Origin of the sequence: Frateuria soli (assembly GCF_021117385.1) — a bacterium.
Classification (GTDB): Bacteria; Pseudomonadota; Gammaproteobacteria; order Xanthomonadales; family Rhodanobacteraceae; genus Frateuria_A; species Frateuria_A soli.
On sequence record NZ_CP088252.1, the window covers coordinates 3446429 to 3471021 of the forward strand.

The window sequence follows — 24593 nt, forward strand, 5'->3', positions numbered from 1 at the left end:
GCCGCGGGCGCACTGATGCACGTCAGCGCGAAGGCGTCGGCTCCGCATAAGGAACGCGCCGTCCCGCGCTCACTCCGGTGCCACGGTCCGCCGGCTAGTGTCGCGGGCATTCCGCCCTCAACGGAGCCGCGACATGGCCACCCGAAACGATCGCACGCCGGCACGCAAGCGTGGTGCCGTCGCCAAAGCCCGCAGCGTACAGGAGCGCATCGACGCGAAGGACGCGCGCAAGGCGCAGTCCAGCGCCTCCGGGCAAGCCGCCGCGAAGAAGAAGGCCAGGCAAACCAGCGCCCGACCCAAACCACGCCCGCCGCTGCCCAGGCAGCATCTGCGCAAGCCGGGCAAGGAGGCCCGGCTCGATCCGCGCCCGCAGTTCGAGGCGCCAGAATACCGCGGCAGCGGCAAGCTCGAAGACATGGCGGCGATCATCACCGGCGGCGATTCGGGCATCGGCCGCGCGGTGGCGGTGCTGTTCGCGCGCGAGGGCGCCGACGTCGCGGTGGTGTACCTGTCCGAGGACGAGGACGCCCGCGAGACCAGGCGCCACGTGGAGAAGGAGGGGCGTCGCTGCCTGCTGATCCGCGGCGACGTGAAGGATCCGCAGTTCTGCGAACGGGCGGTGCAACAGACGGTGGACGAGTTCGGCCGTCTGGACGTCCTGGTCAACAACGCGGCGTTCCAGGAACACGCCGATGCGCTGGAGGACATCACCGAGGAACATTTCGACCTCACCATGCGGACCAACATCTACGGCTATTTCCACATGGCCAGGGCTGCATTGCCGCACCTGCACGAGGGCAGCGCGATCATCAACACCGGCTCGGAGACGGGCCTGTTCGGCAACGCGCACCTGCTCGACTACTCGGCGACCAAGGGCGCGATCCACGCTTTCACCATGTCGCTGGCGAGCAACCTGGTCTCGCGCGGCATCCGCGTCAACGCGGTTGCGCCGGGGCCGGTGTGGACGCCGCTCAACCCGGCCGACAAACCGGCCGGGAAGGTGGCCAGGTTCGGCCAGCAGAATCCGTGGGGACGACCGGCGCAGCCCGAAGAGCTGTCGCCTGCGTACGTGTTCCTGGCCGCACCGAGCTGTTCGAGCTACATCAGTGGCGCGATCCTGCCCGTGATGGGCGGTTCGACGGGGTGAAGCCACGCACCCGTCGGACCCGCGACGGGTCGCGCACTGCGCGGGTTAGGCGTTTTACGGTCGGAAAAGGCAAGGCTGGCGAATGTCAGCGGGCCTTCTCGCAATGCGCCTCGTAGGCCGGATACAGCTGCCCTTCCTCGCGCCGGATGCGCTGCTGCAGCACCGCCAGCAACTGCCCAAGGCTGCGCGAGAAGGCCTGGGGGTCGGGGTCGCTACCGTGGTAGGCGTCGAAGAACGCCAGCAGCGCAGGGGTCAGTTGGCGCATTTCGACGGCGTAGCGGCGGGCCAGGCCGGTAGTCGACGGGTGCGCCTCGAGCGCCGGATAGAGCTGGCCGTCCTCCAGGTCCAGATGCGCGAGCATGGCCTGCCTCGCCTTCTGCAATCGCTCGCGGCCTTCGGGGCCGGCCATTCCCCGCCGTTGAAGGTCGTCGAACAGGACGTACAACTGCGCATGCTGCTCGCGCAGGGTATCGGTCAACGTCACAAGGCACCCCCGCCGTCGGCGTGGTGCCAGTCGGCCGGGCGTTCGAGCCAGGGCGGCACGGCGGCAGCGGACAGCGGGCGTGAAACGTGGAAGCCCTGGACCTCGTCGCAGGCCATCCGTCGCACGGTCTCGTAGATGCGGCGGTTCTCCACGCCTTCGACCACCACGCGGAAGCCCAGGTCGTGCGCCAGTGCGGCGGTCGAACGCACGATCGCCGCATCGTGCCGGCTGGCGTCCATCGCGCGCACGAAGGACTGGTCGATCTTCAGGCACGTCGCCGGCATCTGCCGCAACGAGGCCAGGTTGCTGTAGCCGGTGCCGAAGTCGTCGATGGCGATGCCCGCGCCCAGCTCGCGTACGGCGTCCAGATGGCGGCGGGTGGCGTCGTTGTGCGCCAGCAGGGTGCTTTCGGTGAACTCCAGTTCCAGCACGCGTGGGTCCACGCCGTGGCGGTCCGCCACGCCTTCCAGTCGCGTGACCAGGTCCGCGTCGAAATCCGCGTTGGAAATGTTGAGCGACAGGCCGATGTCCAGGCCGTCGCGGCGCCAGGCGGCCAGCTGCGCGACGCCGTTGTCGAGCACCCAGCCGGTCAGCGAGCGCATCAGGCCCGCGCGCTCGGCCAGCGGCACGAACTGGCTCGGCGGCACCTCGCCCAGGGTCGGATGGCGCCAGCGTGCAAGCGCTTCCACCGCCACGCAGCGGCCATCGCTCAGGCTGACGCGCGGCTGGTACTGCAGATAGAGCTCGGTGCGCTCGGTCAGGGCGGCGGCCAGTTCGGTGACCAGGAAGAACTCCTGCCGATGGCGCTCGTCCTGGCTGCGTTCGTACAGCGCCCAGCCGCGCGGGCTGCGCTGGGCCGCGTAGGAGGCGCTCATCACCCGGCGCAGCGGGTCGGCACCGTCGACCTGGCGCACGTCGAGGTCGAGCAGGCCGACGCCCGGCTGCAGCGTGAGCGGGATGTCCAGGCAATCGAACGGCGCGCGCAGGCGGGCCACGAGCGTATCGAGCTGGGGCGTCGTCAGTGGCTTGCCGCCATCGGGCAGCACGGCCGCGAAACGGGTCACGCCGACCTGGTAGAGGTGCGTCTGCGGCGGCATCCAGTCCAGCACGCGCGCGGCCACGGCGCGCATCAGTTCGTCCGCGTAGGGGAAGCCCATCGCGCGCACGAAGGCGTTGAAACGTTCCACCGGCGCCACCTCGATGGCGATCAGCCAGGCGCGTTGCGCGCCGTTCTTCTGGCGGTTGCGCAAGTCCTCGAAGAAGGCGCTGCGATGCGGCAGCTGGGTGACCGGGTCGGTCCGGCCGAGATAGCCGCCCAGCACCACGCCGGCGCCGGCCAGCCGCGCGGCATCGCGCAGCGCGTCCAGGCCGGCCGCGTCCAGGCCGTTGCGTGGGGCGTGGTCCATGACACACAGCGCGCCGACGTGGCGGCCGCTCAGGGTGAACACCGGTTCGCAGGCAAAGAAGCGCAGGGTGGCCGGCGAGGGGCCGGTCAGCGGTGGCGTGTCGCGGAAGCGCGCGTCGGCCGCGATGTCGGGCAGCACCTGGCCGGCGCCGCGGCGTGCGGCCTCCAGGTAGAGCGGGTGCAACGCGTGGGTGTCGCCGGTTCCGGCGTCGCGGCTGTACCAGTAGGCGCTGCCGCTATCGAGGACCAGCCCGACCATGGCGACATCGAGCGAGGCAGCGGCCAGCCGAGCCACGGCGTCGAAGCCCGGCACGGTGTACTGGTCGGCGGCGGCCTGCCGGGCGGTTTCCCCGGCGGGCGCGGGCTCCCCGTCCACGAGCGTCACGCCCAGCGTGTGCTCCACGGTCGTATGCATGGCGTTGACCCTCCGGCCGACCTGGCAGGAACCGCTTTCGATCCTTTCGCCAGAGTACTTGGGCCGCGCCGGCAGCCGCAATGCGAAAAAAGGAGGGTGCGCAGACGTGCGGAGATGGAGCGAGCTCTTGCAGCAGCGGCTCAGTCGGGACGGTGCGGCAGCGCCAGGTAGTCCTCGCTCTGCATCTCGATCAACCGCGATTCGGTGCGGCTGAACTCGGCGCGGTGGCGTTCGCCGTCGTACAGCTCGGTGATCGGCGCGGCGGCCGAGAGCACCAGCTTGACGGCACGGTCGTAGAACTCGTCCACCATCAGCAGGAAGCGCCGCGCGGCGTCCTCGCTGTAGATGGAAAACTGCGGCACGTTGGAGAGGATCACGGTGGGTACCTGCCGCGCCAGCGCGATGTAGTCGGCCACCGCGCGCGGGCCCTCGCACAGCGCCTCGAAGTCGAACCACAGCACGCCCGCCGCCTGCCGGCGCGCCGGGATGGGGCGCCCGTTGATCTCCAGCGTGACGTCCTCGCGCGCTTCACCCTGTGCCTGGCTGGCGAAGATGCGCGCCAGTGCACGCTCGGCCTCGGCGCCCGGCGGGGTCAGGTAGACCGGCGCCTGGGCCAGCGCGCGCAGGCGCCAGTCGCGGGGCGAAGCCATCTCCACGACGCGGCAGTGTTGTTCGATCAGCGCGATGGCCGGCAGGAAGCGGGCACGCTGCAGGCCATCGCGGTAGAGATTCTTCGGCGGCGTGTTGGAGGTGGTGACCAGCGCCACGCCGCGGCGGAACAGCGCATCGAGCAGGTTGGCCAGGATCATCGCATCGCCGATGTCGTTGACCAGGAACTCGTCCAGGCAGAGCACGCGACAGCGTCCGGCCAGGCCTTCGGCGACGTCCTCCAGCGGATCGGCGCGCTCGCCCAGTTCGCGCAGGTGCGCGTGCACCTCGCCCATGAAGCGGTGGTAATGCCGCCGCAATGCCACGCCGTGCGGCAGGCTGGCGGCGAACAGGTCCATCAGGAAGGTCTTGCCGCGGCCGACGCTGCCCCACAGGTACAGGCCCGGCACCGGTGCGCGCCCGTCCTCGCCGAACAGCGATTTGAGCCGGCCGAACAGGCCCCCGTTCTCCGGCGGCGTGCACAGCGCTGCGTGCATGCGGTCGAAATCCGGCAGCACGGCCAGCTGCGCGGGGTCGGCTTCCCAGCGATGGGCGGCGACGCCTTCGTGGTAACGGGCGGAGGGGGTGAGGTCGGTCATGTGGCGGGGGCAGCCGGGGCCTGCGTGGATCGCGCCCTCTCCTGCCTGCAGGGGAGGGCGCGTGAGCCGGTCATGCCGTCCGCCGCGGTGGCAGCCACGGCTGCACGGCATGCTTGACCGCCCCGCGCAGGTCCATCAGCCGGCGATGGAAGAAGTGGCTGGTCTCGGGCATGCGCACCACTTCGGGCTCGACCGGCAGACTCTCGATCCAGTCGAACACCGCCTGCGGCTCGACCACTTCGTCGGCCTCGCCCTGCACGATCAGCCAGGGACATCGCGGCGGCTCGATGTCGGTCAGCGCGAAGCGTCCGGCCGGCGGCGCGATGCTGACCAGCGCGGCCGCACCCAGGCGCACCGCGTTGCGGATGGTGACGTAGCTGCCGAAGGAGAACCCGGCCAGCCACAGCACGTCGCCCGGGCGCACGCGACGCACCCAGGCGACCACCGCGGCCAGGTCCTCGCCTTCACCGTTGCCCTCGTCGTAGCTGCCTTCGGAGGCGCCGGTACCGCGGAAGTTGAAGCGCACCGTGTCCAGCCCCGACTCGCGCAGGCTGCGCTCGACCATCGTCACCACCTTGTTGTGCATGGTGCCGCCCTGCACGGGATTGGGATGGCAGATCACCGCCACGCCGCGGCGGGCGTCGGCGGGCTCGGCGACGTTGCCGATCGCCTCCAGCTTGCCGGCCGGGCCGTCGAGCGCGAAGCTCGCCTCTTCGACGGGAAACGAGGCCGGATTGTCGGGAATGGTGGTGGGCGTCATGCGCGCAATGATAACCGTGGCGGCCGTGCACCGGCCGTGGTGCCGGGGAATGGCATGAACCATCTTGCACACGCGCTGCTGGCCGGCGCCGACGAAGGGCGGATCCTTGGCGGGGTGCTGGGCGACTTCGTGCGCGGCACGCCCGATCCGGCGCTGCCTTCCGGCGTGCGCGAGGGGATCGCGCTGCATCGGGCGATCGACGGCTTCACCGATCGCCACCCCGAGGTGGTGGCGGCGCGAGCGCTGTTCGAGCCGCCATACCGACGCTACGCCGGCATCGCCCTGGACATGTGGTTCGACCATCTGCTGGCGCGCGATTTCGCCCGCTGGTCGACGCTGCCGTTGCCGGCCTTCTCGACCGGCCTGCGCGGGCTGCTGGACCGGCAGGACGCGCTCTTGCCGTCGACCGCGCGACGTTTCGCGCACTACATGCAGGCCAACGACCTGCCCGCCGCGTATGCCGAGCCCGAGGTGCTGGAGCGCGCGCTCGCCGGCATCGGGCAACGCCTGCGGCGCGACAACCCGCTGGGGCGGATGCTGCCGGTCCTGCAGGACATGGAGGCACCGCTGCAGGCGCGCTTCGACGCGTTCTTCCCCGACCTGCAACGCTTCGCCACCCACTGGGACCCCACCGCTCCCCGGTAGGAGCCCACTCATGGGCGATGCTTTTCCGGCGATCCGGCGGGATCGCCCACAAGTGGGCTCCTACGAAGAGCGGGAACGCGCGCGGAGGGCATGGGCATGCTGCGCGGACCGGCGCTCGCAAGCGGCCCACCGCTCCCCGGTAGGAGCCCACTCGTGGGCGATGCTTTTCCGGCGATCCGGCGGGATCGCCCACAAGTGGGCTCCTACGAAGAGCGGGAATGCGCGCGCGGGGCATGGGCATGCTGCGCGAACCGGCGCTCGCGGGCGGCCTGCCGCTTCCCGGCAGGAGCCCACTCGTGGGCGATGCTTTTCCGACGATCCGGCGGGATCGCCCACAAGTGGGCTCCTACGAAGAGCGGGAACGCGCGCGGGGGGGCATGGGCATGCTGCGCGGACCGGCGCTCGCAAGTGGCCTGCCGCTTCCCGGCAGGAGCCCACTCGTGGGCGATGCTTTTCCGACGATCCGGCGGGATCGCCCACAAGTGGGCTCCTACGAAGAGCGGGAATGCCGCGCGGGGGGGGCATGGGCATGCTGCGCGGACCGGCGCTCGCAAGCGGCCTGCCGTTTCCCGGTAGGAGCCCACTCGTGGGCGATGCTTTTCCGACCGTCTGGCGGCGTCGCCTCCGAGTGGGCTCTCGCGAAAAACGAAAACGCCGCCCGGAGGCGGCGTTTCGATGCTGCGCGAACCGGCCCGCTTACTTGGCCTGGTCCACGATCCACTTGACCGTGTTGGCGACCTGCTCGTCGGTGAGCGAGGGCATGCCACCCTTGGGCGGCATGAAGTTGCCGTCCGGACCGTGGTAACCCTCGATCGCGTGCTTGACCAGCGTGTCGATGCCCTGCGCGATGCGCGGCGCCCAGGCGGCCTTGTCGCCCAGCTTGGGCGCACCGGCCACACCGGCGGTGTGGCAGCTGTGGCAGAGCCCCTCGTAGATGGTCTTGCCGTCGGTGCTGCCGCCGAAGGCGACCTGCGAGGCGGCGGCCTTGGCCGCTGCGTCCTGCGCGGCCAGCATCGCCGCGCGGCCGGTGTCGCCGGCATAGACGGCGCCGGCCGGCGCCAGTCGCTGGGCGACCTTCTGCGCGGCGTGCGGGTTGGTTTCCTTCGCCGAGCGGGCATGGATGCTGTAGGCCATGATCAGCAACACCAGCGCCAATACGTGGAGACCGGCGATCAGCCAGCTGAACTGGCGGATGAAGCTCTGGTCCGATTTGGTCATGGAACCGCTCACGCAAGTAACTCCAGGTGGTCAGTGAACGTGCCGGCAGGCCTCTGGGAGGGCGGCGCGGGACAGACAAGACGCCGATTATAGATCAAAGCGCGCGCCAAGGTCAGGCAATGACCGCGCCGGCGCGCATCGCTGGCAAGGGCCGCGACCCTGCCGCCGGTCACGTGTCATCGGTCATGGGGCACCCCTGTCAACTGGCATTGTCCAAGGCCGTTGCTGTAACCCTATGCTTTTCACAGGGTCGGCCCGGGCCGCGCGCGGCGCGGCTGAAGGGGACCGACAACCATTCCGGGAGCTTTATCAAATGTCGCGTTTTTGGAAGATCGCGCTGGTCGTGGTGGTGGTGCTGGTGCTGGCCTTCGTCGGCCTGCGCCTGATGCACAAGCCGGCCGGCCAGCCAGGCCAGGCCAATGCCCAGGATCCGGGCAAGGAAGGCCAGCAACCGCCGGTGCCGGTAACCGTGGTGCCGGTGGCGCGGCAGGACGTGCCGGTGTACCTGACCGCGCTGGGCACGGTCCAGGCGCTCAACACGGTCGCGATCAGCCCGCAGGTGAGCGGCCGCCTGATCAGCCTGGAGTTCACCGAAGGCCAGCCGGTCAAGAAGGGCCAGGTGCTGGCGCGGATCGACCCGCGCAGCTTCCAGGCCACCTATGACCAGGCCGTGGCGCGGCTGCACCAGGACCAGGCGCAGCTGGCCACCGCCAAGGCCAACTACTCGCGCAGCCAGGAGCTGGGGCCGAAGGGCTACATCGCCAAGCAGGACCTGGATGCGCTGCGCAACACCGTGCGCCAGCTGGAGGCGACGCTCGCCTCCGACCAGGCGCAGATCCGCGATGCCGAAGTGCAACTGGGCTACACCAAGGTCGTTTCGCCGATCGACGGCCTGGCCGGCATCCGCGGCGTCGATCCGGGCAACGTGGTCACCACCGCCAGCACGATCGTCACGTTGACCCAGCTGCATCCGATCAACGTCATGTTCAACCTGCCCGAGCAGAACCTGGACGTGGTGCGCGAGGCGGCAATGGGCAAGGGCGAGCTGTCGGTGGCCGTGCTCGACCGTGGCGATGCGCACGTGATCGCCGACGGCGGCGTGCTCAAGGTGATCGACAACCAGATCGACGCCAGCACCGGCACCTTCCGCCTGAAGTCGGAATTTCCCAACGCGAAGAACGAACTGTGGCCCGGCCAGTTCGTCAACGTGCGGCTGAAGGTGCGCACCGTCGGCGGCGGCCTGGTGATCCCGTCCCAGGCCGTGCAGCGTGGCCCGGATGGCGACTACGTCTACCTGCTGCAGCCGGACAACACGGTCAAGATGCAGCCGGTGCAGGTGGCGCAGGAAGTGGGCGACAGCGCGGTGATGATCGCCAGCGGGCTGAGCCAGGGCCAGAAGGTGGTGACCGAAGGCCAGTTCCGCCTCAAGCCCGGCAGCAAGGTCAATCCGCTCAAGCCCGGCGAGGTGCCGCCGGCGCCGACCAAGGAAGAGCTGGAGAAGGCCAAGAAGAATGGCGGCGGTCGCCGCGGGCACTGATGAGAGAAGGCCGCCTCGGGTGCGAAAGCCCGGGGCGCCGAAAAACCAGCCGTTCGCCCTGAGCGTAGGCCGCAGGCCGAAGTCGAAGGGCAGCCCTTCGACTTCGCTGCGCTACGCTCAGGGCGAACGGTGGTTGGGTTGCGACCACGGATGGCGCGCGCCTCCACCTAACAGACAGACCGGATAACCCATGGGCTTCTCCACCCTCTTCATCCGCCGCCCGATCGCCACCTCGCTGCTGATGGTCGCGGTGCTGCTGCTGGGCGTGCTCGGCTACCGCCAGCTGCCGGTGTCGGCGTTGCCGGAGATCGACGCGCCCAGCCTGGTCGTGACCACGCAATATCCCGGTGCCAGCGCCACCACCATGGCAGCGCTGGTGACCACGCCGCTGGAGCGCCAGCTGGGCCAGATCTCGGGCCTGTCGATGATGAGCTCCGATTCGTCCGCCGGCCTGTCGACGATCATCCTGCAGTTCAACATGGACCGGGACATCGACATCGCCGCGCAGGACGTGCAGGCGGCGATCAGTTCGGCCAAGGGCACGCTGCCCAACAACCTGCCCTACCCGCCGGTCTACAACCGCGTGAACCCGGCCGACGCGCCGATCCTCACGCTGATGCTCACCTCCGACAGCCGGCAACTGCGCGAGGTGAACGACCTCGCCGACTCGATCATCGCGCAGAAGCTCTCGCAGGTGCAGGGCGTGGGCCTGGTGTCGATCGCCGGCAACGTGCGCCCGGCCGTGCGCGTGCAGGTCAATCCCTCGCAGCTGTCCAATCTGGGCCTGACCCTGGAGGACGTGCGCGCCGCGCTGCAGGCGGCCAACGTCAACGCACCCAAGGGCACGCTCAACGGCGCCACCCAGAGCTACTCGATCGGCACCAACGACCAGCTGACCGACGCGGCCGCCTACGCGCAGACCATCATCAGCTACAAGGACGGCGCGCCGGTACGCCTGAAGGACGTCGCGCGCGTGGTCGACGGCGTGGAGAACGACCAGCTCGCCGCCTGGGCCAACGGCAAGCCGGCGGTGCTGCTGGACATCCGCCGCCAGCCGGGCGCCAACATCGTGCAGACGGTCGAGCAGATCCGTGCCGTGCTGCCTTCGCTGCAGGCGGTGCTGCCGGCCGACGTGCACCTGGACGTGTTCGCCGACCGCACGGTGACCATCCGCGCCTCGGTGCACGACGTGGAGTTCACGCTGATCCTCACCGTGTGCCTGGTGGTGGGCGTGATCTTCGTGTTCCTGCGCCGGTTGTGGGCCACGATCATCCCTTCGATCGCGGTGCCGCTGTCGCTGATGGGCACCTTCGGTGTGATGGCCTTCACCGGCATGTCGCTGGACAACCTCTCGCTGATGGCGCTGACCGTGGCCACCGGTTTCGTGGTCGACGATGCGATCGTGATGATCGAGAACATCGTGCGCTACATCGAGCAGGGCAAGAGCGGCAAGGAGGCGGCCGAGATCGGCGCGAAGGAAATCGGCTTCACGGTGCTGTCGCTGACCGTTTCGCTGATCGCCGTGTTCCTGCCGCTGCTGCTGATGCCGGGCGTCACCGGCCGCCTGTTCCACGAGTTCGCCTGGGTGCTGACCATCGCGGTGGCGATCTCGATGCTGGTGTCGCTGACGCTGACGCCGATGATGTGTGCGTATCTCCTGAAGCCCGACCAGCTCCCGGAAGGCGACGACGCGCACGAGCGCCATGCGGCCGCCGGCAAGCGTGGCGTGTGGCTGCGCACGGTCGACTTCTACGGTCGCACGCTGGACTGGGTGCTCGACCATCGCCGCCTGACCATCATCGTGGCGGCGGCCACCGTGGTGCTCACGATCATCCTCTACGTGGTGATCCCCAAGGGCCTGCTGCCCGAGCAGGACACCGGCCTGGTCACGGGCGTGGTGCAGGCCGACGAGAACATCGCCTTCCCGCAGATGGAACAGCGCACCAGGGCGGTGGCCGAAGCGCTGCGCGCCGACCCGGCCGTGTCCGGCGTCGCCGCGTTCATCGGCGCCGGCACCATCAACCCCACGCTCAACCAGGGCCAGCTCTCGATCGTGCTGAAGGACCGCGGCGACCGCGGCGGCCTGGACGAGGTGATGCCGCGGCTGCAGGACGCGGTAGCCAACATCCCCGGCGTGGCGCTGTACCTCAAGCCCGTGCAGGACGTGACGCTGGACAGCCGCGTGGCCGCCACCGAGTACCAGTATTCGCTGTCGGAGGTGAACTCCGAAGACCTGGCCAGGCGCGCCGAGCAGATGACCCAGGCGCTGCGCCAGCGGCCCGAGCTGGCCGACGTGGACAACAACCTGGTCAACCAGGGCAACGCGCTCAAGCTCACCATCGACCGCGAGAAGGCCAGCCGCCTGGGCGTGCCGGTGCAGACCATCGACGACACGCTGTACGACGCCTTCGGCCAGCGCCAGATCTCGACCATCTTCACCCAGTTGAACCAGTACCGCGTGGTGCTGGAGGTGGCGCCGGAGTTCCGCTCCAGCCGTGACCTGCTGAACAAGCTGACCGTGCGCGGCAACGGTTCGGGCGCGCTGACCGGCTCCAACGCCACCAGCTTCGGCCAGCTCACCTCGGCCAACTCGGCGACCCCGTCGGGCATCGGCAACACCGGCAACGTCGGCTTCCAGGTCGGTGGTGGCGGCACGATTCCGATCGCTTCGCTGGCCACCGCCGAAGTCACCAGTGCGCCGCTGGTGGTCAGCCACCAGCAGCAGCTGCCGGCGGTGACGGTGTCGTTCAACCTGGCGCCGGGCTACTCGCTGTCGCAGGCGGTCGATGCGATCCACGAGGTCGAGGCGCAGCTGGATTTCCCGCCGCAGGTGCGTGGCCAGTTCATCGGCAAGGCGGCCGAGTTCAACGCCTCGATCGGCGACGAGGTGCTGCTGCTGCTCGCGGCGATCGTGGTGATCTACATCGTGCTGGGCGTGCTCTACGAGAGCTACATCCATCCGCTGACGATCATCTCGACGCTGCCGCCGGCCGGCGTGGGTGCCCTGCTGGCGCTGATCCTGTGCGGCATGAGCCTGTCGGTGGATGGCATCGTGGGCATCGTGCTGCTGATCGGCATCGTCAAGAAGAACGCGATCATGATGATCGACTTCGCGATCGAGGCGCAGCGCGACGGTATGAGCGCTCGCGAGGCGATCCGCCGTGCCTGCCTGCTGCGCTTCCGTCCGATCATGATGACCACCGCCGCGGCCATGCTCGGCGCGCTTCCGCTGGCGCTTGGCAACGGTATCGGTGCGGAGCTGCGTCGACCGCTGGGCGTGTCGATCGTGGGCGGCCTGCTGCTTTCGCAGCTGGTCACGCTGTACACCACGCCGGTGATCTACCTCTACATGGAGCGTTTCTCCGACTGGCTGCGACTGCGCCGCGAGCGGCGGGTGCTGGAGCGCGCCGAGGCCGACGCCCGCGCAGCCTGATCTCCCCGGCGGTAGGCCAGGGCATCGCCCACAAGTGGGCTCCTACGAAGAGCGCGGCGCTGGCGCGTCATCCGCCCCCCCCTGTAGGAGCCCACTCGTGGGCGATGCTCTCGCCGCACCCCTAAGCCATCGCCCACAAGTGGCCCCCTACGAAGAGCGCGGCGCTGGCGCGCCCCCCGCCCCCGCCCCCCTGTAGGAGCCCACTCGTGGGCGATGCTCTCTCCGCACCCCCCCAAGCCATCGCCCACAAGTGGGCTCCTACGAAGAGCGCGGCGCTGGCGCGCCATCCGCCCCCGCCCCTGTAGGAGCCCACTCGTGGGCGATGCTCTCTCCGCACCCCCCAAGCCATCGCCCACAAGTGGCCCTGCGAAGAGCGCGGCGCTGGCGCGCCATCCGCCCCCGCCCCCCTGTAGGAGCCCACTCGTGGGCGATGCTCTCGCCGCACCCCCCAAGCCATCGCCCACAAGTGGCCCCCTACGAAGATCGCGGCGCTGGCGCGTCATCCGCTCCGGCGAGCCAGAAACCGGATTCAACCGAATCCCCCGATGCGCGTTAGCACCATGATGCCGCGTATCCTCCCTTCCCTGGCTCCATTCCCCACCGTCGCATGAACCTCTCCGGCCCTTTCATCCGCCGTCCGATCGGCACCTCGCTGCTGGCCATGGGCGTGTTGCTGGCCGGGTTGATCTGTTACGCGCTGCTGGGTGTGTCGGCGCTGCCGCAGATGCAGTTTCCGGTGATCTTCGTGCAGGCCCAGCAGGCCGGTGCCGATGCCAGCACCATGGCCTCGACCGTGGCCGCGCCGCTGGAACGCCACCTCGGCCAGGTGCCGGGCATCGAGTCGATGCGCTCGCACAGTTCCGAGGGGCGTGCGGTCGTGTTCATCATGTTTCGCAGCGGCACCGACCTGGATTCGGCGGCGCGCGACGTGCAGGCGGCGATCAACGCCGCCGCGCCGGATCTTCCTTCCGGCCTCAACAGCCCGCCCAGTTACGAAAAGGCCAATCCCAACGACGACCCGGTGATCGCCTTTGCGCTCACCTCCGATACCGAATCGGCGGCCACGCTATACAACGTGGCCGACACCCAGCTGGCGCAGCGGCTGCGCCAGTTGCCGGGCGTGTCGCAGGTGGAGATCGCCGGGGCGGCCACGCCGGCGGTCCGCGTGGACATCGACCTGCATGCGCTCAACGCCATGGGCCTGTCGCCCGACCAGCTGCGCAACGCGCTGACCGCGGCCAACGTGACTTCGCCGCAGGGCTTCCTGTCGAACGGCAGGGCCACCATGGCAGTCACCGCCAACGACCAGCTGCACACGGCCGATGACTTCGCCGACCTGATCATCGCCGTGCGCAACGGCGTACCGATCCGCCTGTCCGATGTGGCGCACGTCTACGCCGGCCAGCAGGACGCCTACCAGGCGGCCTGGTTCCAGGGCAAGCCGGCGGTGCTGATGTACGTCTACAAGAAGGCCGACGCCAACGTCATCGCCGCGGTCGACGCGGTCAAGGACCAGGTGCCCGCGCTGCGTGCCAGTCTCAGGCCCGGCACCGAGCTGACCCCGTACTTCGACGGCACGCCGACCATCCGTGCCTCGCTGCACGAGGTGCAGGCCACCTTGCTGATCTCGCTGGCGATGGTGGTGCTGACGATGGCGCTGTTCCTGCGCCGGCTCGCGCCCACGCTGATCGCCGCGCTGACCGTGCCGCTCTCGCTCGCCGGCGCGTTCGTGGTGATGTATGCGCTCGGCTACACGCTCAACAATCTCACCCTGCTGGCGCTGGTGATCGCGATCGGCTTCGTGGTGGACGACGCGATCGTGGTGATCGAGAACGTGATCCGGCACATCGACCAGGGCATGCCGCGTCTCGAGGCCGCGCTCACCGGCGCGCGCGAGATCGGCTTCACCGTGGTGTCGATCACCGCCTCGCTGATCGCGGTCTTCATCCCGTTGCTGTTTGCGCCCGGCATCACCGGCATGTTCATGCACGAGTTCACGATGACGCTGGTGGCGGCGATCGCCATGTCGGCGGTGATCTCGCTCACGCTGACGCCCTCGCTGTGCGGCCTGTTCCTGCGCGGGCACGCCACCGCGAAACCGTCGCGACTGGGCGTCGCGCTGGACCGCTTCCACGCCGGCATGCTGCGCATCTACACCCGCTCGCTGGACTTCGCGCTGCGCCACGCGCTGGCGCTGTCGCTGACCCCGCTGGTGCTGATCGTGGCCACGTACTTCCTGTTCGGCGCGGTCAAGACCGGGCTGTTCCCCCCGCAGGACACCGGGCTGATCTGGGGCCGTGCGAGCGCCAGCGCGACGGTGTCCTTCAAGGACGCGATCGCGCGCCAGGACCGCCTCACGCAGATGCTGCTGGCCGACCCCGACGTCAAGGCGGTCGGCTCGCGCCTGGGCATCAACTGGCAGGGCACCAGCGGCTCGTTCAACATCGAGCTGAAGACGCGTGCGGAGGGCCGCACCGACGACACCTTCGCCGTGCTCGCGCGGCTCTCGGCCAAGGCCGACCGCTTCCCGGACCTCGACCTGCGCCTGCGCCCGATCCAGGACCTGCCCAGCGGCGGCGGTGGCGGTGGCAACCAGGGCGCGCAGTACCAGGTCTCGCTGCAGGGCGACGACCTGGCCAGGCTGCAGAAGTGGCTGCCGAAGCTGATCGAAGCGCTGAAGAAGAACCCCAAGTTCAGGGACGTCGGCAGCGACATCGACGATGCGGGCCTGCGCCAGAACGTGGTGATCGACCGCGATACCGCCGCGCGCCTGGGCGTGTCGATCGGCACCATCGACGGCGCGCTGTACAACGCCTTCGGCCAGCGCCAGGTCTCGACCATCTACTCGGACATCAACCAGTACAAGGTGGTGCTCAACGCGCTTCCCTCGCAGACGGCCACGCCGGCGGCGATCGACCGCATCTACGTGCGCTCGGACAGCGGCAGGATGATTCCGCTGGGCGCGCTGGCCCACATCGAACCGGGCCTCGCGCCGACTTCGATCACGCACGCCGACCAGCACACCACGATGGACCTGTCGTTCAACCTCGCCGAAGGGGTGAGCATGGGCGAGGCGATGGCGATCGTGCAGCGCACCGTCGAGGACCTGCGCATGCCCGGCGATATCCGCCTCAACGTGGGCGGCGACTTCCGCCGCTTCCTGCAGGCCCAGAGCGGGATGGGCTGGCTGATCCTGGCGGCGATCCTCACCGTCTACATCGTGCTCGGCATGCTCTACGAGAGCCTCATCCATCCGGTGACCATCCTCTCCACGTTGCCCGCGGCGGGGGTGGGCGCGCTGCTGGCGCTGTGGCTGACCGGTACCGAGCTGTCGGTGGTGTCGCAGATCGCGCTGGTGTTGTTGATCGGCATCGTCAAGAAGAACGCGATCATGATGATCGACTTCGCGCTGGTGGCCGAGCGCGAGCACGGCAAGGCGCCGCTGGAGGCGGTGCGCGAGGCGTGCATCGTGCGCTTCCGGCCGATCATGATGACCACGATGGTGGCGATCCTGGCCGCGCTGCCGATCGCGATCGGCCTGGGCGAGGGGTCGGAGTTGCGGCGGCCGCTGGGCATCGCGCTGATCGGCGGGTTGCTGATCTCGCAGAGTCTCACGCTTCTCAGTACGCCGGCGCTGTACGTGATTTTTTCGTGCCTGGCGGCGCGCTGGCGGGCTTTCCGCTCGAGGCACCGCCGGCGCGAGGTGATCGAGGCCTCCTGATCGCGAGCGGGAATGCCCGCACGGTGGAAGAAGGACGCGCTTCGCATCGCCCTGCTGCCCTTCGTAGGAGCCCACTTGTGGGCGATGCTCCTGGCCGGTCTCGTCGAAGGGCATCGCCCACAAGTGGGCTCCTGCAGGGGCGCGGCGATTGAGGTGGCCGTCCGTAGCCGCTGGCTAGCTCGGTTGCCGCTTTACTGCCCGCCGCAGGCGAGCCCGGTCGCGGAAGATGCCCCCGGGCAAGCCTTCACGCTTCCTCGAACTGCAATGCGGCGGTGAGATCGCCCGGCGGCGGACCGCCGGCGGCGCGCATGGACTCCTCGCGCAGGGTCAGCCCGGGCAGCTTGCGCAGGCCGAAGCGGCGGGTCAGGAAGCGGGCGATGGAGCCGGTGTCGTACACCGTGTGGTCCACGTGCCCCTTCTTCGCATGCGGCGACACGATGATCGCCGGGATGCGCGAGCCCGGTCCCCAGCGGTCGCCCTTGGGCGGCGCCACGTGGTCCCACCAGCCGCCGTTCTCGTCGACCGTGACGATCACCAGCAGGCTGGGCCATGCCGGGGATTTCTGCAGCGCCTCGATCACGGTCATGACGTGGCGGTCGCCCGCGTCCACGTCGGAATAGCCGGCGTGCATGTTGAGGTCGCCCTGCGGCTTGTAGAAGGTCACCGTGGGCAGCGTGCCGGCCGCCACCGCGGCGAGGAAGTGGTTGGTCTCGGCCGTCTCGCCCACGCCGGCGTCGCGCAGGTGTTTCGCGCGGGCCGCCGTGCCCGGCGCATACGCGGTGAAGTAGTTGAACGGCTGGTGGTGCGGCTGGAAGTTGGGTCGTTGCGGGAAGTCCGCCTGGTCGCCGTCGCCCTTGCCTTCGAGCGCCAGTTTCCAGCCGCCGGCGTACCACGCCCAGTCCACGCCCGCCTCGGAGAGCACGTCGCCGATGGTGGCGTGCTTCTGCGGCACCAGCGTGTTGGCGCTGTCGGGATCGGCATGGGTGGGATCGTTCGGGTCCTTGGAGAAACCCGGCACGTAGGGCGGGCCCATCGTGTTGACCGCCCAGAAGTCCGGCGTCAGCGAGTTGGGCGTCAGCGTCTCGGGCTTGCCCTGCATCGCGCTGGCGGGCGAGTCGTGGGCGAGCTTGAGATGGATGTCGGTAGCCTTGCCGCTGACCGTCTGCGCGATGTTGAAGCGTGCGGGGCTCTGGTCCGCGTGCGGGTAATAGGGCGGCTGTGCGGCGACCAGGTACTGGTGGTTGAGGAACGAGCCGCCGAAGGCGCCCATGAAAAAGTGGTCGCACAAGGTGTACTGGCGCGCCAGTTGCCATAGCCGCAGGTTGGCGGCGTTGTCGCCGTAGTAGCCCATCACCAGCGCGCCCGAGTCGCCCCAGGCGACGAAGCCGTCGTTCCTGCCGCCGTTGATCTGGCGCTGGTTCTCGTAGAAGCGGTGCCACAGGTCGCGCGTGACCACCCCCTGCGGGAGCGGCTCGCCGGCGCCGGTACGCAGCGCCCACGGCGCGTTGGGCAGGCCGGTGATGTCCTCCTGGCGCACCAGGTACCGGCGGTGGTTGACCACCTGCTCGTGCGGCGCCACGCCATGCCACACCGGCGGCAGCTGCTTGAGTACCGAGCCGTCGCGGTCACGCTGCAGGTACTGCTCGGGCCTGAGCGCGTCGAGCGGTTCGGCCACGCCCGGGAAATTGGCGAACAGGTTGTTGAAGCTGCGGTTCTCCGCGTAGATCACCACCACGCGCTGGATGTGCCTGCGCAGCAGCGCGTCGAGCCTGGCCGGCGGGAGGGCGGCCGCCTTCGCGCCGGCCACCGCATCGGCCCCGGCACCGCCCAGCGCCAGCCCGGCGCCCGCCGCGGCCAGGCCACCCAGCAGACGGCGTCGTTGCGGATCGGTCGGTTGCCCGTCGGCGTCGGGGGGCAGGGGCAGGTCGGACATGCGCGGTCTCCGTGGAGGGTGGCGGGAGAGCGTGCAGTATGCCTAAGCCAGCCACCCCCGTAGGAGCCCACTTGTGGGCGACGCATGCCGAAACGACACCGAACCCAGCCACCCCCCGTAGGAGCCCACTCGTGGGCGATGCATGCCGAAACGACCCCGAACCCAGCCACCCCCCGTAGGAGCCCACTTGTGGGCGATGCATGCCGAAACGACCCCGAACCCAGGCACCTCCCGTAGGAGCCCACTCGTGGGCGACGCATGCCGAAACGACACCGAACCCAGGCATGTCCCGTAGGAGCCCACTTGTGGGCGATGGATGCCGAAACACGCCGGGTGCGCGACAAAAGAGCATCGCCCACAAGTGGGCTCCTACGACCCGCTCAGCCCTCCACCGCGTGCGCCGCCTGCCACATCGCGCGCGTCAGTGGCCGGTTGGCGTGCGGCGTCTGCAACACCACCAGCGTGGTCGTGCTCACGCTGGGATGGATCTTCAGCAGCCGGTCGAGCACCGCCTCCAGGTGGGCCACCGACAGCGCCACCACGTGCAGCAGCGCCGAATCCTCGCCGGCCAGCCGGCGGCACTCCAGGACCTCGGGAACATCGGTCACCAGCGCGCCGATGCGCGCGCAGACGCCGCCGTCGCAGCGCAGGCGGATCATCGCGTCGATGCTGTAGCCCAGCCGTTTCGGATCGATGACGGCGCGGTAGCCGGCGATGATGCCGGCTTCCTCCAGTCGCTTGACCCGCTCGGCCACCGCCGGCGCGGACAGGCCGACGTGGCGCCCCAGTTCGGCGTAGCCCTGGCGGGCGTCCTGCTGGAGGGCTTCGAGCAGCTGCCAGTCGCGGGCGTCCAGTTCAGGTTTCGATACGAAGGCCATGAGGGGGAACCTGCAATTCGTTCGTCGGCGAAGCATGCCATTGTGGCTTGGTTGCATGCTTCCTGCGCATCCCGGCCGTCACTAGGATGCGCACTTCCCCGCACCGGAATTCCCCATGGATACCCCCCGCCTGGACGGGCGGACGCTGGCCCTGATCGGCGTCGCCCTGGTCACTTGGTCGTCGGCCTATGCCGCGATCGCCTTCGCCCTGCCGGCCTTCACGCCGGGCGAGGTGGCGTTCGCGCGCCTGGGCATAGGCTCGCTCTGTTTCGCGCTGTGGCTGCTGGCCAAGCGGCCGGCGCTGCCGGCCAGGCGCGACTGGCCGCAGCTGGCCGCGCTGGGCGTGGTCGGGCTGACCGTCTACCACATGGCGCTCAACTACGCCGAAACGCGCATCGCCAGCGGCACCGCGGCGATCCTGATCTCGCTGGTGCCGGCGGCCACCGCGGCGCTGTCCGCGCTGTGGCTGCGCGAGCGGCTGCCGGCGCGCACGCTGGCCGGCCTGGGCGTGGCGCTGGTGGGCGTGGTGATGGTGGTGCTGGCCAGCGGCAAGCAGGTGAAGTTCGAGCCGATGGCCGCGCTGGTACTGCTCAGCGTGGCGGCCTCGGCGATCTATTTCGTGGGGCAGAAGCCGCTGTTCGCCCGGTCGAGCGTGTTCGGCGTCACCGCCTTCACCTTCTTCGCCGGCACGCTGGGCGCGCTGCCGTTCGCCACCCACCTGCCGCAGGCGCTGGCCGCCGCGCCGTGGCCGCGGATCGGCGCGCTGCTGTGGCTGGGCCTCGCGCCGACCTTCGTCGGCTACATCGCCTGGAACATCGCCATCCACCGCAGCTCGGCCTCGCAGGTGTCCAGCTTCATCTATTTCTCGCCGCCGATCGCGGTGCTGATCGGCTGGTTCTGGCTCGGCGAGCGGCCCGGGTTGCTGACCCTGGTCGGCGGTGCCGTGACCGTCGGCGGCGTGATCCTGGCCAACGTGCGCGGTCGCGCCGCCCCGCGCCCCATGGCCCGGCCCGTCGCCTGCAAACAGCCCTGACCCCCCGCTCGTGCAGGAGCCCACTCGTGGGCGATGCTCTGGTGACTGCCGCTGCTTCAAAGAGCATCGCCCACGAGTGGGCTCCTACGGAAAACGGCATCGGACACCCAGGAGAGGACATGCAGCTCTACATCGCCAACAAGAACTATTCGTCCTGGTCGTTGCGGCCGTGGCTGCTGCTGGTCGAGCAGGGCATCCCCTTCGAGGAACGCCTGGTCGCGCTGCAGGACGGCTCCAGCTGGGACGCCTTCCGCGCCTTCGCGCCCAACGGCAAGGTGCCGTGCCTGCGCGACGGCGACACGGTGGTGTGGGATTCGCTGGCGATCGTCGAGTATCTGGCCGAGCGCCACCCGGGCGTATGGCCCTCCGATGCGAAGGCGCGTGCCTGGGCCCGCTGCGCCAGCGCCGAGATGCATTCGGGCTTCGCCGCCCTGCGCAGCACCTGCCCGATGAACTGTGCCGTGCGGGTGGACCTGCATGGCATCGATGCGCCGCTCCAGCGCGATCTCGCGCGCCTGGCCGAACTGTGGGGCGAGGGCCTTGCGCGCTTCGGCGGACCGTTCCTGGCGGGCGAGGCGTTCAGCGCGGTGGATGCGTTCTTCGCCCCGGTCGCCTGGCGCATCCTGAGCTACCGCCTGCCGCTGGACGACGCCTCGCTCGCCTACGCCCGGCGCCTGCGCGACCTGCCGGGCATGCAGCGCTGGTACGCCGCGGCGCTCGCCGAAACCGTGCGGCTGAAGGACAGCGAGGACACCGCGCGCCGCGTCGGCACGCTGCGCGAGGACCTGCGCGCGCCAGCCTGAGCGTCAGGCCGGCGCTTCGACGCGGATCACCTCCGCGTCGTCGGCGTGTTCCAGCAGCAGGCGTCGCACGCGGTCCTGCCACAGGTCGCCGAAGGCGCGCCGTTGCCCGTCCGTCGCCGACGGCGCCAGGGCCTCTGCCATGCGTTCGCGCAGTCCGGGGGGCGGCGGCACGCGGGACAGATCCAGCGCCACCTGCGTCTCCTGGCCGGTGTCGCGGCGGCGGAAGCGCACACCCGGCAACTCGTCGGTGGTGGCGTAACGCAGCAGGCCCTGGCGCACGAAGCGGCCGCCGATGCCGTGGAAGCCGTTTGCGGCCGCCGCCCCCGTGACCAGGGTCAGCACCTGGGCTACCACGCCGGTGGTGCCGTGCTGTTCCGGCGCATCCATCCGCACCGACACGCCGCCGCGCTCGGCCGGTTCGCCGGGGTAGAGCGTGCGCAACGCGGCACGTGCCATCAGGAACGCGCCGGCCACGGTGGGGCAGGAATGACCGGCCAGCCGCACCGCATCCTCGTAGCGGTAGACCAGCAGTCCGTCGTCGGAGGCGCCCAGCAGCAGGGCGAGCGGGTCGCGCACGGTGATCCGCGGCGCGCGGTCGAAGAAGTCGGGGAATGCCATGCTATTCGCCAGGCAGGCCGACGATGCCGAAATCGACTACCACGCCATTGGGGCCGCGCTCGCGGTAGTTCACCGTCAGATAGTCACCGAAGCGCTCGCGCAGTTGCGTCAGCAGGGGAATCGGATCGTGGTCGTTGATGAAGCGCATCGTCTCGCCGGAGCGCAGCGCGCCGAGCGCGCCGAAGATCGCCGAATGGCGGAAGCGGCGGGCGATGCCGCGCGCATCGAAGATGTGGATGTTCTCTTCGGGATTGAGGTTGGCGTGCATGGGGGCGGGCACTCGTGAAGTGGAGGCGTCACCCTACGCCGGCGCCCAATCCGCGCCCATGACCTGGATCAGCCGCTCCGCCGCGGCAGGCGCTGCCACCGGCGCCGATCAGCAGCGCCGATCGGCGGCGGGGGAGGGTCGTTGCGCCACGCGATCGCCACGACGCCGCCGCCGGTGCGATGCGCGCCGTCCGGAACACCGCCGGATGGCGGGCCGCGCGCCGTCGCCGGTGCCTAGAGCTTCCAGGCCTTGTGGATGGCGACGATGCCGTTGGTGAGGTTGCGCACCTCCACGCGGCCGAAACCGGCCGCTTCCATCATGCCCTTGAGCGTCTGCTGGTCCGGGTGCTTGCGGATCGACTCGGCCAGGTACTGGTAGCTGTCGGCGTCGCCGGCGAACAGCCGGCCGAGCCTGGGCAGCACCTTGAACGAATGGAAATCGTAGAGCTTGCCGAACAGCTCGCTCTGCACGCGCGAGAACTCCAGCACCAGCGCGCGGCCGCCGGGCTTGAGCACGCGGCAGATGTCGGCCAGCGCCTTGTCCTTGTCGGTGACGTTGCGCAGGCCGAAGGCCATGGTCACGGCATCGAAACTGTTGTCGGGGAAGGGCAGGCACTCGGCGTTCAACTGCGCCCAGCGCAGGCCGCCGACCAGGCCGCGATCGGTCAGCCGGTCGCGGCCGACGCCGAGCATGGCGGCGTTGATGTCGCCCACCACCACTTCGCCCTCGTCACCGACCACCGGCTTGAGCAGCGCGGCGATGTCGCCGGTGCCGCCGGCCAGGTCCAGCACGCGGTCGCCACGGCGCACGCCGCTGATCGCCACGAAATGGCGCTTCCACAACCGATGGACGCCGAGCGACATCAGGTCGTTCATCAGGTCGTAGTTGCGCGCGACCGAGGTGAATACCTGGCCGACCAGCTTCTGCTTCTCGCCCACGGGGACGTCGCGGAAGCCGAAATGGGTGGTTTTGGACTGCTCGCTCATGGGCGGCAATGCTACAGGAAGCACTGGCGAAGTCCTGACGTTCGCGCGTTGGCCATGCTCCCTGTGGGCTGTGCAAGGGGATCGCCCACGAGTGGGCTCCTACGGGGAGCGCGCGGGGGGGGTGTCTGCGGCGTGACGAGGGGATCGCCCACGAGTGGGCTCCTACGGGGATCGTGCGGGGGTGTTGTCTGCGGCGTGACGAGGGGATCGCCCACGAGTCTGTGGGGAGCGTGCGCGGGCGGTGTCGTAGGAGCCCACTTGTGGGCGATGCTGTACCGGCGCTCTACCGCGCCGCCAGCCGCGCCAGCCGCAGTTCGAGCCAGCGCTTCACGTCGGCCCATTCCCGATCGAGGATCGAATAGCACACGGTATCGCGCAGGCTGCCATCCGGCCGCCGCTTGTGCGCGCGCAACACGCCTTCGCGCTGCGCCCCCAGTCGCTCGATCGCCCGTTGCGAGTCGAGGTTGCGCCCGTCGGTATGGAACTCGACCGCGACGCGCCCCATGTGCTCGAACGCATGCTCCAGCAGCAACCGCTTGCAGGCGGTGTTGAGGTGGCTCTTCTGCCATCGCCTGGCGTACCAGGTGTAGCCAATGGCCGCGCGCGGCGGATCGTCGACCAGGTCGTAGAAGCGCGTGCTGCCGACCAGCTCGCCCGTGCCGCGCTCGCGGATCGCGAACGGCAGCATCCGCCCCTCCCGCTGCCCGGCCAGGGCCTTCTCCACGTAGGCGGTCATTTCGCCCGGCGCCGGCACCGAGGTGAACCACAGGCGCCACAACTCGCCGTCCGCGGCGGCAACCTCGAGCGAAGGAACGTGTTCGGCACGCAGCGGCTCGAGCACCACGTGCGCGTCCTGCAACACGACCGGCGTCGGCATCAGGCGTCCAGGTCCGGGATCATCTTGCTCTCCAGCCGCGCGATGGCGTCCTTGAGCAGCAGCTTGCGCTTCTTCAGCCGCGTCAGTTGCAGTTCGTCCCGGGCCGGGTGCGTGGCCATGTGGCTGATCGCCGCGTCCAGGTCGCGGTGCTCCTGGCGCAATTCGGCCAGGCGGTGGGCGATCTGGATGGGGTCCTGGGCCTGCATGGCGGACGCGACGGTGGGGCGGAGGCCCACAGTGTAACGCCGCCGGGGAGCAGCGGCGGGCAGGGTACAATGACGCACATGCCCACCGTTCTTCCCGACACCCGCGCCGATCGCAAGCGGGCCCACGAGGCCGCGCGGCGTGCCAGGCGCCTGCGCCGCCAGGTCGGTCAGGCGATCGTCGATTTCCAGATGATCGAGGACGGCGACCGCGTGATGGTCTGCCTGTCCGGCGGCAAGGATTCCTACACGCTGCTGGACATGCTGCTGTCGCTCCAGGCCAGGGCGCCGGTGCGCTTCGAGCTGGTCGCGGTGAACCTGGACCAGAAGCAGCCCGGCTTCCCGGCGCACGTGTTGCCCGGCTACCTCACCGCGCGGGGCGTGCCGTTCCACATCATCGAGCAGGACACCTACAGCACGGTCACCCGCGTGATCCCCGAGGGCAAGACCATGTGCAGCCTGTGTTCGCGGCTGCGCCGCGGCGCGCTGTATCACTGGGCGGCGGAAAACGGCATCACGCGCATCGCGCTGGGCCATCACCGCGACGACATCCTGGCGACCTTCTTCCTGAACCTGTTCCACGGCGCCAGCCTCAAGGCGATGCCGCCCAAGCTGCGCTCGGACGATGGCCGGCACGTGGTGATCCGGCCACTGGCCTACTGCCGCGAGAGCGACATCGCCGAGTACGCGCGCGAACGCGCCTTCCCGATCATCCCGTGCAACCTCTGCGGTTCGCAGGAGAACATGCAGCGCAAGGCGATCGGCCGCATGCTGCAGGAATGGGATGTCCAGCACCCCGGCCGGTGCGAGACCATCTTCCGCGCGCTGGGCAACGTGGTGCCCTCGCAACTGGCCGATCGCAAGCTGTTCGACTTCGCCGCGCTCGGTGCGCGCGAAGGCGCCCCGCGCGCCGACGTGCATGGCTGGCTGGCCGGCGAGCCGGCTGGCGCGATCGGGCCCGATGAAGACGTCTAGGCGTCCA

Annotated in this window: 20 protein-coding genes; 8 read left to right on the top strand and 12 right to left on the bottom strand. The window is 69.7% G+C overall.

Annotation, left to right across the window (positions count from 1 at the left end):
• Window positions 1-133 precede the first annotated feature (133 nt).
• Window positions 134-1147: an SDR family oxidoreductase gene (locus tag LQ771_RS15785; protein WP_231350328.1), complete on the top strand. Its 1014-nt coding sequence runs from the start codon at window positions 134-136 to the stop codon at window positions 1145-1147.
• Window positions 1148-1232: 85 nt separating this feature from the next.
• Here LQ771_RS15785 and LQ771_RS15790 read toward each other — a convergent pair whose 3' ends face one another.
• From LQ771_RS15790 to LQ771_RS15805, 4 genes are all read right to left on the bottom strand, one after another.
• The gene (locus tag LQ771_RS15790) at window positions 1233-1631 is read right to left on the bottom strand and encodes a hemerythrin domain-containing protein (protein WP_231350329.1); all 399 of its coding nucleotides are present in this window, start codon (window positions 1629-1631) and stop codon (window positions 1233-1235) included.
• Window positions 1628-3451 carry a putative bifunctional diguanylate cyclase/phosphodiesterase gene (locus LQ771_RS15795; RefSeq protein WP_231350330.1) on the bottom strand — a complete coding sequence of 608 codons (1824 nt, stop codon included), beginning with the start codon at window positions 3449-3451 and terminating at the stop codon, window positions 1628-1630. Before LQ771_RS15795 ends, LQ771_RS15790 begins: the two co-directional genes overlap by 4 nt.
• 140 nt (window positions 3452-3591) lie before the next feature.
• On the bottom strand, window positions 3592-4698 hold the full coding sequence (gene zapE / locus LQ771_RS15800; RefSeq protein ID WP_231350331.1) for a cell division protein ZapE: 1107 nt from the start codon (window positions 4696-4698) through the stop codon (window positions 3592-3594).
• Window positions 4699-4768: 70 nt separating this feature from the next.
• A complete protein-coding gene (locus LQ771_RS15805) occupies window positions 4769-5458 on the bottom strand; it encodes an alpha/beta hydrolase (RefSeq protein ID WP_231350332.1) in 690 nt (229 codons plus the stop codon).
• 54 nt (window positions 5459-5512) lie between these two features.
• On the opposite strand from LQ771_RS15805, the gene LQ771_RS15810 reads away from it, so the two are divergent.
• Window positions 5513-6103 carry an acyl carrier protein phosphodiesterase gene (locus LQ771_RS15810; protein WP_231350333.1) on the top strand — a complete coding sequence of 197 codons (591 nt, stop codon included), beginning with the start codon at window positions 5513-5515 and terminating at the stop codon, window positions 6101-6103.
• A 696-nt stretch (window positions 6104-6799) separates the two neighbouring features.
• Here the strand turns inward: LQ771_RS15810 and LQ771_RS15815 are convergent.
• Complete coding sequence (locus LQ771_RS15815; RefSeq protein WP_231350334.1) at window positions 6800-7321, bottom strand: c-type cytochrome; 522 nt, start codon at window positions 7319-7321, stop codon at window positions 6800-6802.
• 313 nt (window positions 7322-7634) lie between these two features.
• Between LQ771_RS15815 and LQ771_RS15820 the strand changes: the two genes are divergently transcribed.
• From LQ771_RS15820 to LQ771_RS15830, 3 genes are all read left to right on the top strand, one after another.
• Window positions 7635-8858: an efflux RND transporter periplasmic adaptor subunit gene (locus tag LQ771_RS15820; protein ID WP_231350335.1), complete on the top strand. Its 1224-nt coding sequence runs from the start codon at window positions 7635-7637 to the stop codon at window positions 8856-8858.
• Window positions 8859-9048: 190 nt separating this feature from the next.
• Window positions 9049-12291 carry an efflux RND transporter permease subunit gene (locus tag LQ771_RS15825; protein WP_231350336.1) on the top strand — a complete coding sequence of 1081 codons (3243 nt, stop codon included), beginning with the start codon at window positions 9049-9051 and terminating at the stop codon, window positions 12289-12291.
• Window positions 12292-12898: 607 nt separating this feature from the next.
• Window positions 12899-16012 (top strand): efflux RND transporter permease subunit, encoded by a 3114-nt coding sequence (locus LQ771_RS15830; protein WP_231350337.1) that lies wholly within the window; start codon window positions 12899-12901, stop codon window positions 16010-16012.
• A 244-nt stretch (window positions 16013-16256) separates the two neighbouring features.
• On the opposite strand, the gene acpA is transcribed toward LQ771_RS15830, so the two are convergent.
• Together acpA and LQ771_RS15840 are read right to left on the bottom strand one after the other, a co-directional pair.
• Window positions 16257-17945, bottom strand: coding sequence for an acid phosphatase (gene acpA / locus LQ771_RS15835; protein WP_231350338.1), 1689 nt, complete (start codon window positions 17943-17945; stop codon window positions 16257-16259).
• Between the two features lie 380 nt (window positions 17946-18325).
• Window positions 18326-18823, bottom strand: a complete 498-nt coding sequence (locus LQ771_RS15840; RefSeq protein WP_231350339.1) for an Lrp/AsnC family transcriptional regulator — start codon at window positions 18821-18823, stop codon at window positions 18326-18328.
• Between the two features lie 115 nt (window positions 18824-18938).
• Here LQ771_RS15840 and LQ771_RS15845 point away from each other — a divergent pair, with 115 nt between their 5' ends.
• Window positions 18939-19856: a DMT family transporter gene (locus LQ771_RS15845; protein WP_231350340.1), complete on the top strand. Its 918-nt coding sequence runs from the start codon at window positions 18939-18941 to the stop codon at window positions 19854-19856.
• Window positions 19857-19975: 119 nt separating this feature from the next.
• Window positions 19976-20659, top strand: a complete 684-nt coding sequence (locus LQ771_RS15850; RefSeq protein ID WP_231350341.1) for a glutathione S-transferase family protein — start codon at window positions 19976-19978, stop codon at window positions 20657-20659.
• Between the two features lie 3 nt (window positions 20660-20662).
• Here LQ771_RS15850 and LQ771_RS15855 read toward each other — a convergent pair whose 3' ends face one another.
• From LQ771_RS15855 to LQ771_RS15875, 5 genes are all read right to left on the bottom strand, one after another.
• Window positions 20663-21277 carry a hypothetical protein gene (locus LQ771_RS15855; RefSeq protein WP_231350342.1) on the bottom strand — a complete coding sequence of 205 codons (615 nt, stop codon included), beginning with the start codon at window positions 21275-21277 and terminating at the stop codon, window positions 20663-20665.
• Between the two features lies 1 nt (window position 21278).
• Window positions 21279-21545 (bottom strand): DUF2249 domain-containing protein, encoded by a 267-nt coding sequence (locus LQ771_RS15860; RefSeq protein ID WP_231350343.1) that lies wholly within the window; start codon window positions 21543-21545, stop codon window positions 21279-21281.
• Between the two features lie 233 nt (window positions 21546-21778).
• The gene (gene ubiE, locus LQ771_RS15865; protein ID WP_231350344.1) at window positions 21779-22531 is read right to left on the bottom strand and encodes a bifunctional demethylmenaquinone methyltransferase/2-methoxy-6-polyprenyl-1,4-benzoquinol methylase UbiE; all 753 of its coding nucleotides are present in this window, start codon (window positions 22529-22531) and stop codon (window positions 21779-21781) included.
• A gap of 283 nt (window positions 22532-22814) precedes the next feature.
• Window positions 22815-23408 carry a GNAT family N-acetyltransferase gene (locus LQ771_RS15870; protein WP_231350345.1) on the bottom strand — a complete coding sequence of 198 codons (594 nt, stop codon included), beginning with the start codon at window positions 23406-23408 and terminating at the stop codon, window positions 22815-22817.
• Window positions 23408-23614: a YdcH family protein gene (locus LQ771_RS15875; protein WP_231350346.1), complete on the bottom strand. Its 207-nt coding sequence runs from the start codon at window positions 23612-23614 to the stop codon at window positions 23408-23410. Before LQ771_RS15875 ends, LQ771_RS15870 begins: the two co-directional genes overlap by 1 nt.
• A 78-nt stretch (window positions 23615-23692) precedes the next feature.
• On the opposite strand from LQ771_RS15875, the gene ttcA reads away from it, so the two are divergent.
• Entirely contained in the window at window positions 23693-24586 is an 894-nt protein-coding gene (ttcA, locus tag LQ771_RS15880) for a tRNA 2-thiocytidine(32) synthetase TtcA (protein ID WP_231350347.1), read from the top strand.
• Window positions 24587-24593 lie beyond the last annotated feature (7 nt).

Excerpts from the sequence above, each read along its gene's own strand:
- LQ771_RS15785 (WP_231350328.1), top strand. The coding sequence starts at position 134 with ATGGCCACCCGAAACGATCGCACGCCGGCACGCAAGCGTGGTGCCGTC.
- LQ771_RS15795 (WP_231350330.1), bottom strand. The coding sequence starts at position 3,451 with ATGCATACGACCGTGGAGCACACGCTGGGCGTGACGCTCGTGGACGGG.
- zapE (WP_231350331.1), bottom strand. The coding sequence starts at position 4,698 with ATGACCGACCTCACCCCCTCCGCCCGTTACCACGAAGGCGTCGCCGCC.
- LQ771_RS15805 (WP_231350332.1), bottom strand. The coding sequence starts at position 5,458 with ATGACGCCCACCACCATTCCCGACAATCCGGCCTCGTTTCCCGTCGAA.
- LQ771_RS15810 (WP_231350333.1), top strand. The coding sequence starts at position 5,513 with ATGAACCATCTTGCACACGCGCTGCTGGCCGGCGCCGACGAAGGGCGG.
- LQ771_RS15815 (WP_231350334.1), bottom strand. The coding sequence starts at position 7,321 with ATGACCAAATCGGACCAGAGCTTCATCCGCCAGTTCAGCTGGCTGATC.
- LQ771_RS15820 (WP_231350335.1), top strand. The coding sequence starts at position 7,635 with ATGTCGCGTTTTTGGAAGATCGCGCTGGTCGTGGTGGTGGTGCTGGTG.
- LQ771_RS15825 (WP_231350336.1), top strand. The coding sequence starts at position 9,049 with ATGGGCTTCTCCACCCTCTTCATCCGCCGCCCGATCGCCACCTCGCTG.
- LQ771_RS15830 (WP_231350337.1), top strand. The coding sequence starts at position 12,899 with ATGAACCTCTCCGGCCCTTTCATCCGCCGTCCGATCGGCACCTCGCTG.
- acpA (WP_231350338.1), bottom strand. The coding sequence starts at position 17,945 with ATGTCCGACCTGCCCCTGCCCCCCGACGCCGACGGGCAACCGACCGAT.
- LQ771_RS15840 (WP_231350339.1), bottom strand. The coding sequence starts at position 18,823 with ATGGCCTTCGTATCGAAACCTGAACTGGACGCCCGCGACTGGCAGCTG.
- LQ771_RS15845 (WP_231350340.1), top strand. The coding sequence starts at position 18,939 with ATGGATACCCCCCGCCTGGACGGGCGGACGCTGGCCCTGATCGGCGTC.
- LQ771_RS15850 (WP_231350341.1), top strand. The coding sequence starts at position 19,976 with ATGCAGCTCTACATCGCCAACAAGAACTATTCGTCCTGGTCGTTGCGG.
- LQ771_RS15855 (WP_231350342.1), bottom strand. The coding sequence starts at position 21,277 with ATGGCATTCCCCGACTTCTTCGACCGCGCGCCGCGGATCACCGTGCGC.
- LQ771_RS15860 (WP_231350343.1), bottom strand. The coding sequence starts at position 21,545 with ATGCACGCCAACCTCAATCCCGAAGAGAACATCCACATCTTCGATGCG.
- ubiE (WP_231350344.1), bottom strand. The coding sequence starts at position 22,531 with ATGAGCGAGCAGTCCAAAACCACCCATTTCGGCTTCCGCGACGTCCCC.
- LQ771_RS15870 (WP_231350345.1), bottom strand. The coding sequence starts at position 23,408 with ATGCCGACGCCGGTCGTGTTGCAGGACGCGCACGTGGTGCTCGAGCCG.
- LQ771_RS15875 (WP_231350346.1), bottom strand. The coding sequence starts at position 23,614 with ATGCAGGCCCAGGACCCCATCCAGATCGCCCACCGCCTGGCCGAATTG.
- ttcA (WP_231350347.1), top strand. The coding sequence starts at position 23,693 with ATGCCCACCGTTCTTCCCGACACCCGCGCCGATCGCAAGCGGGCCCAC.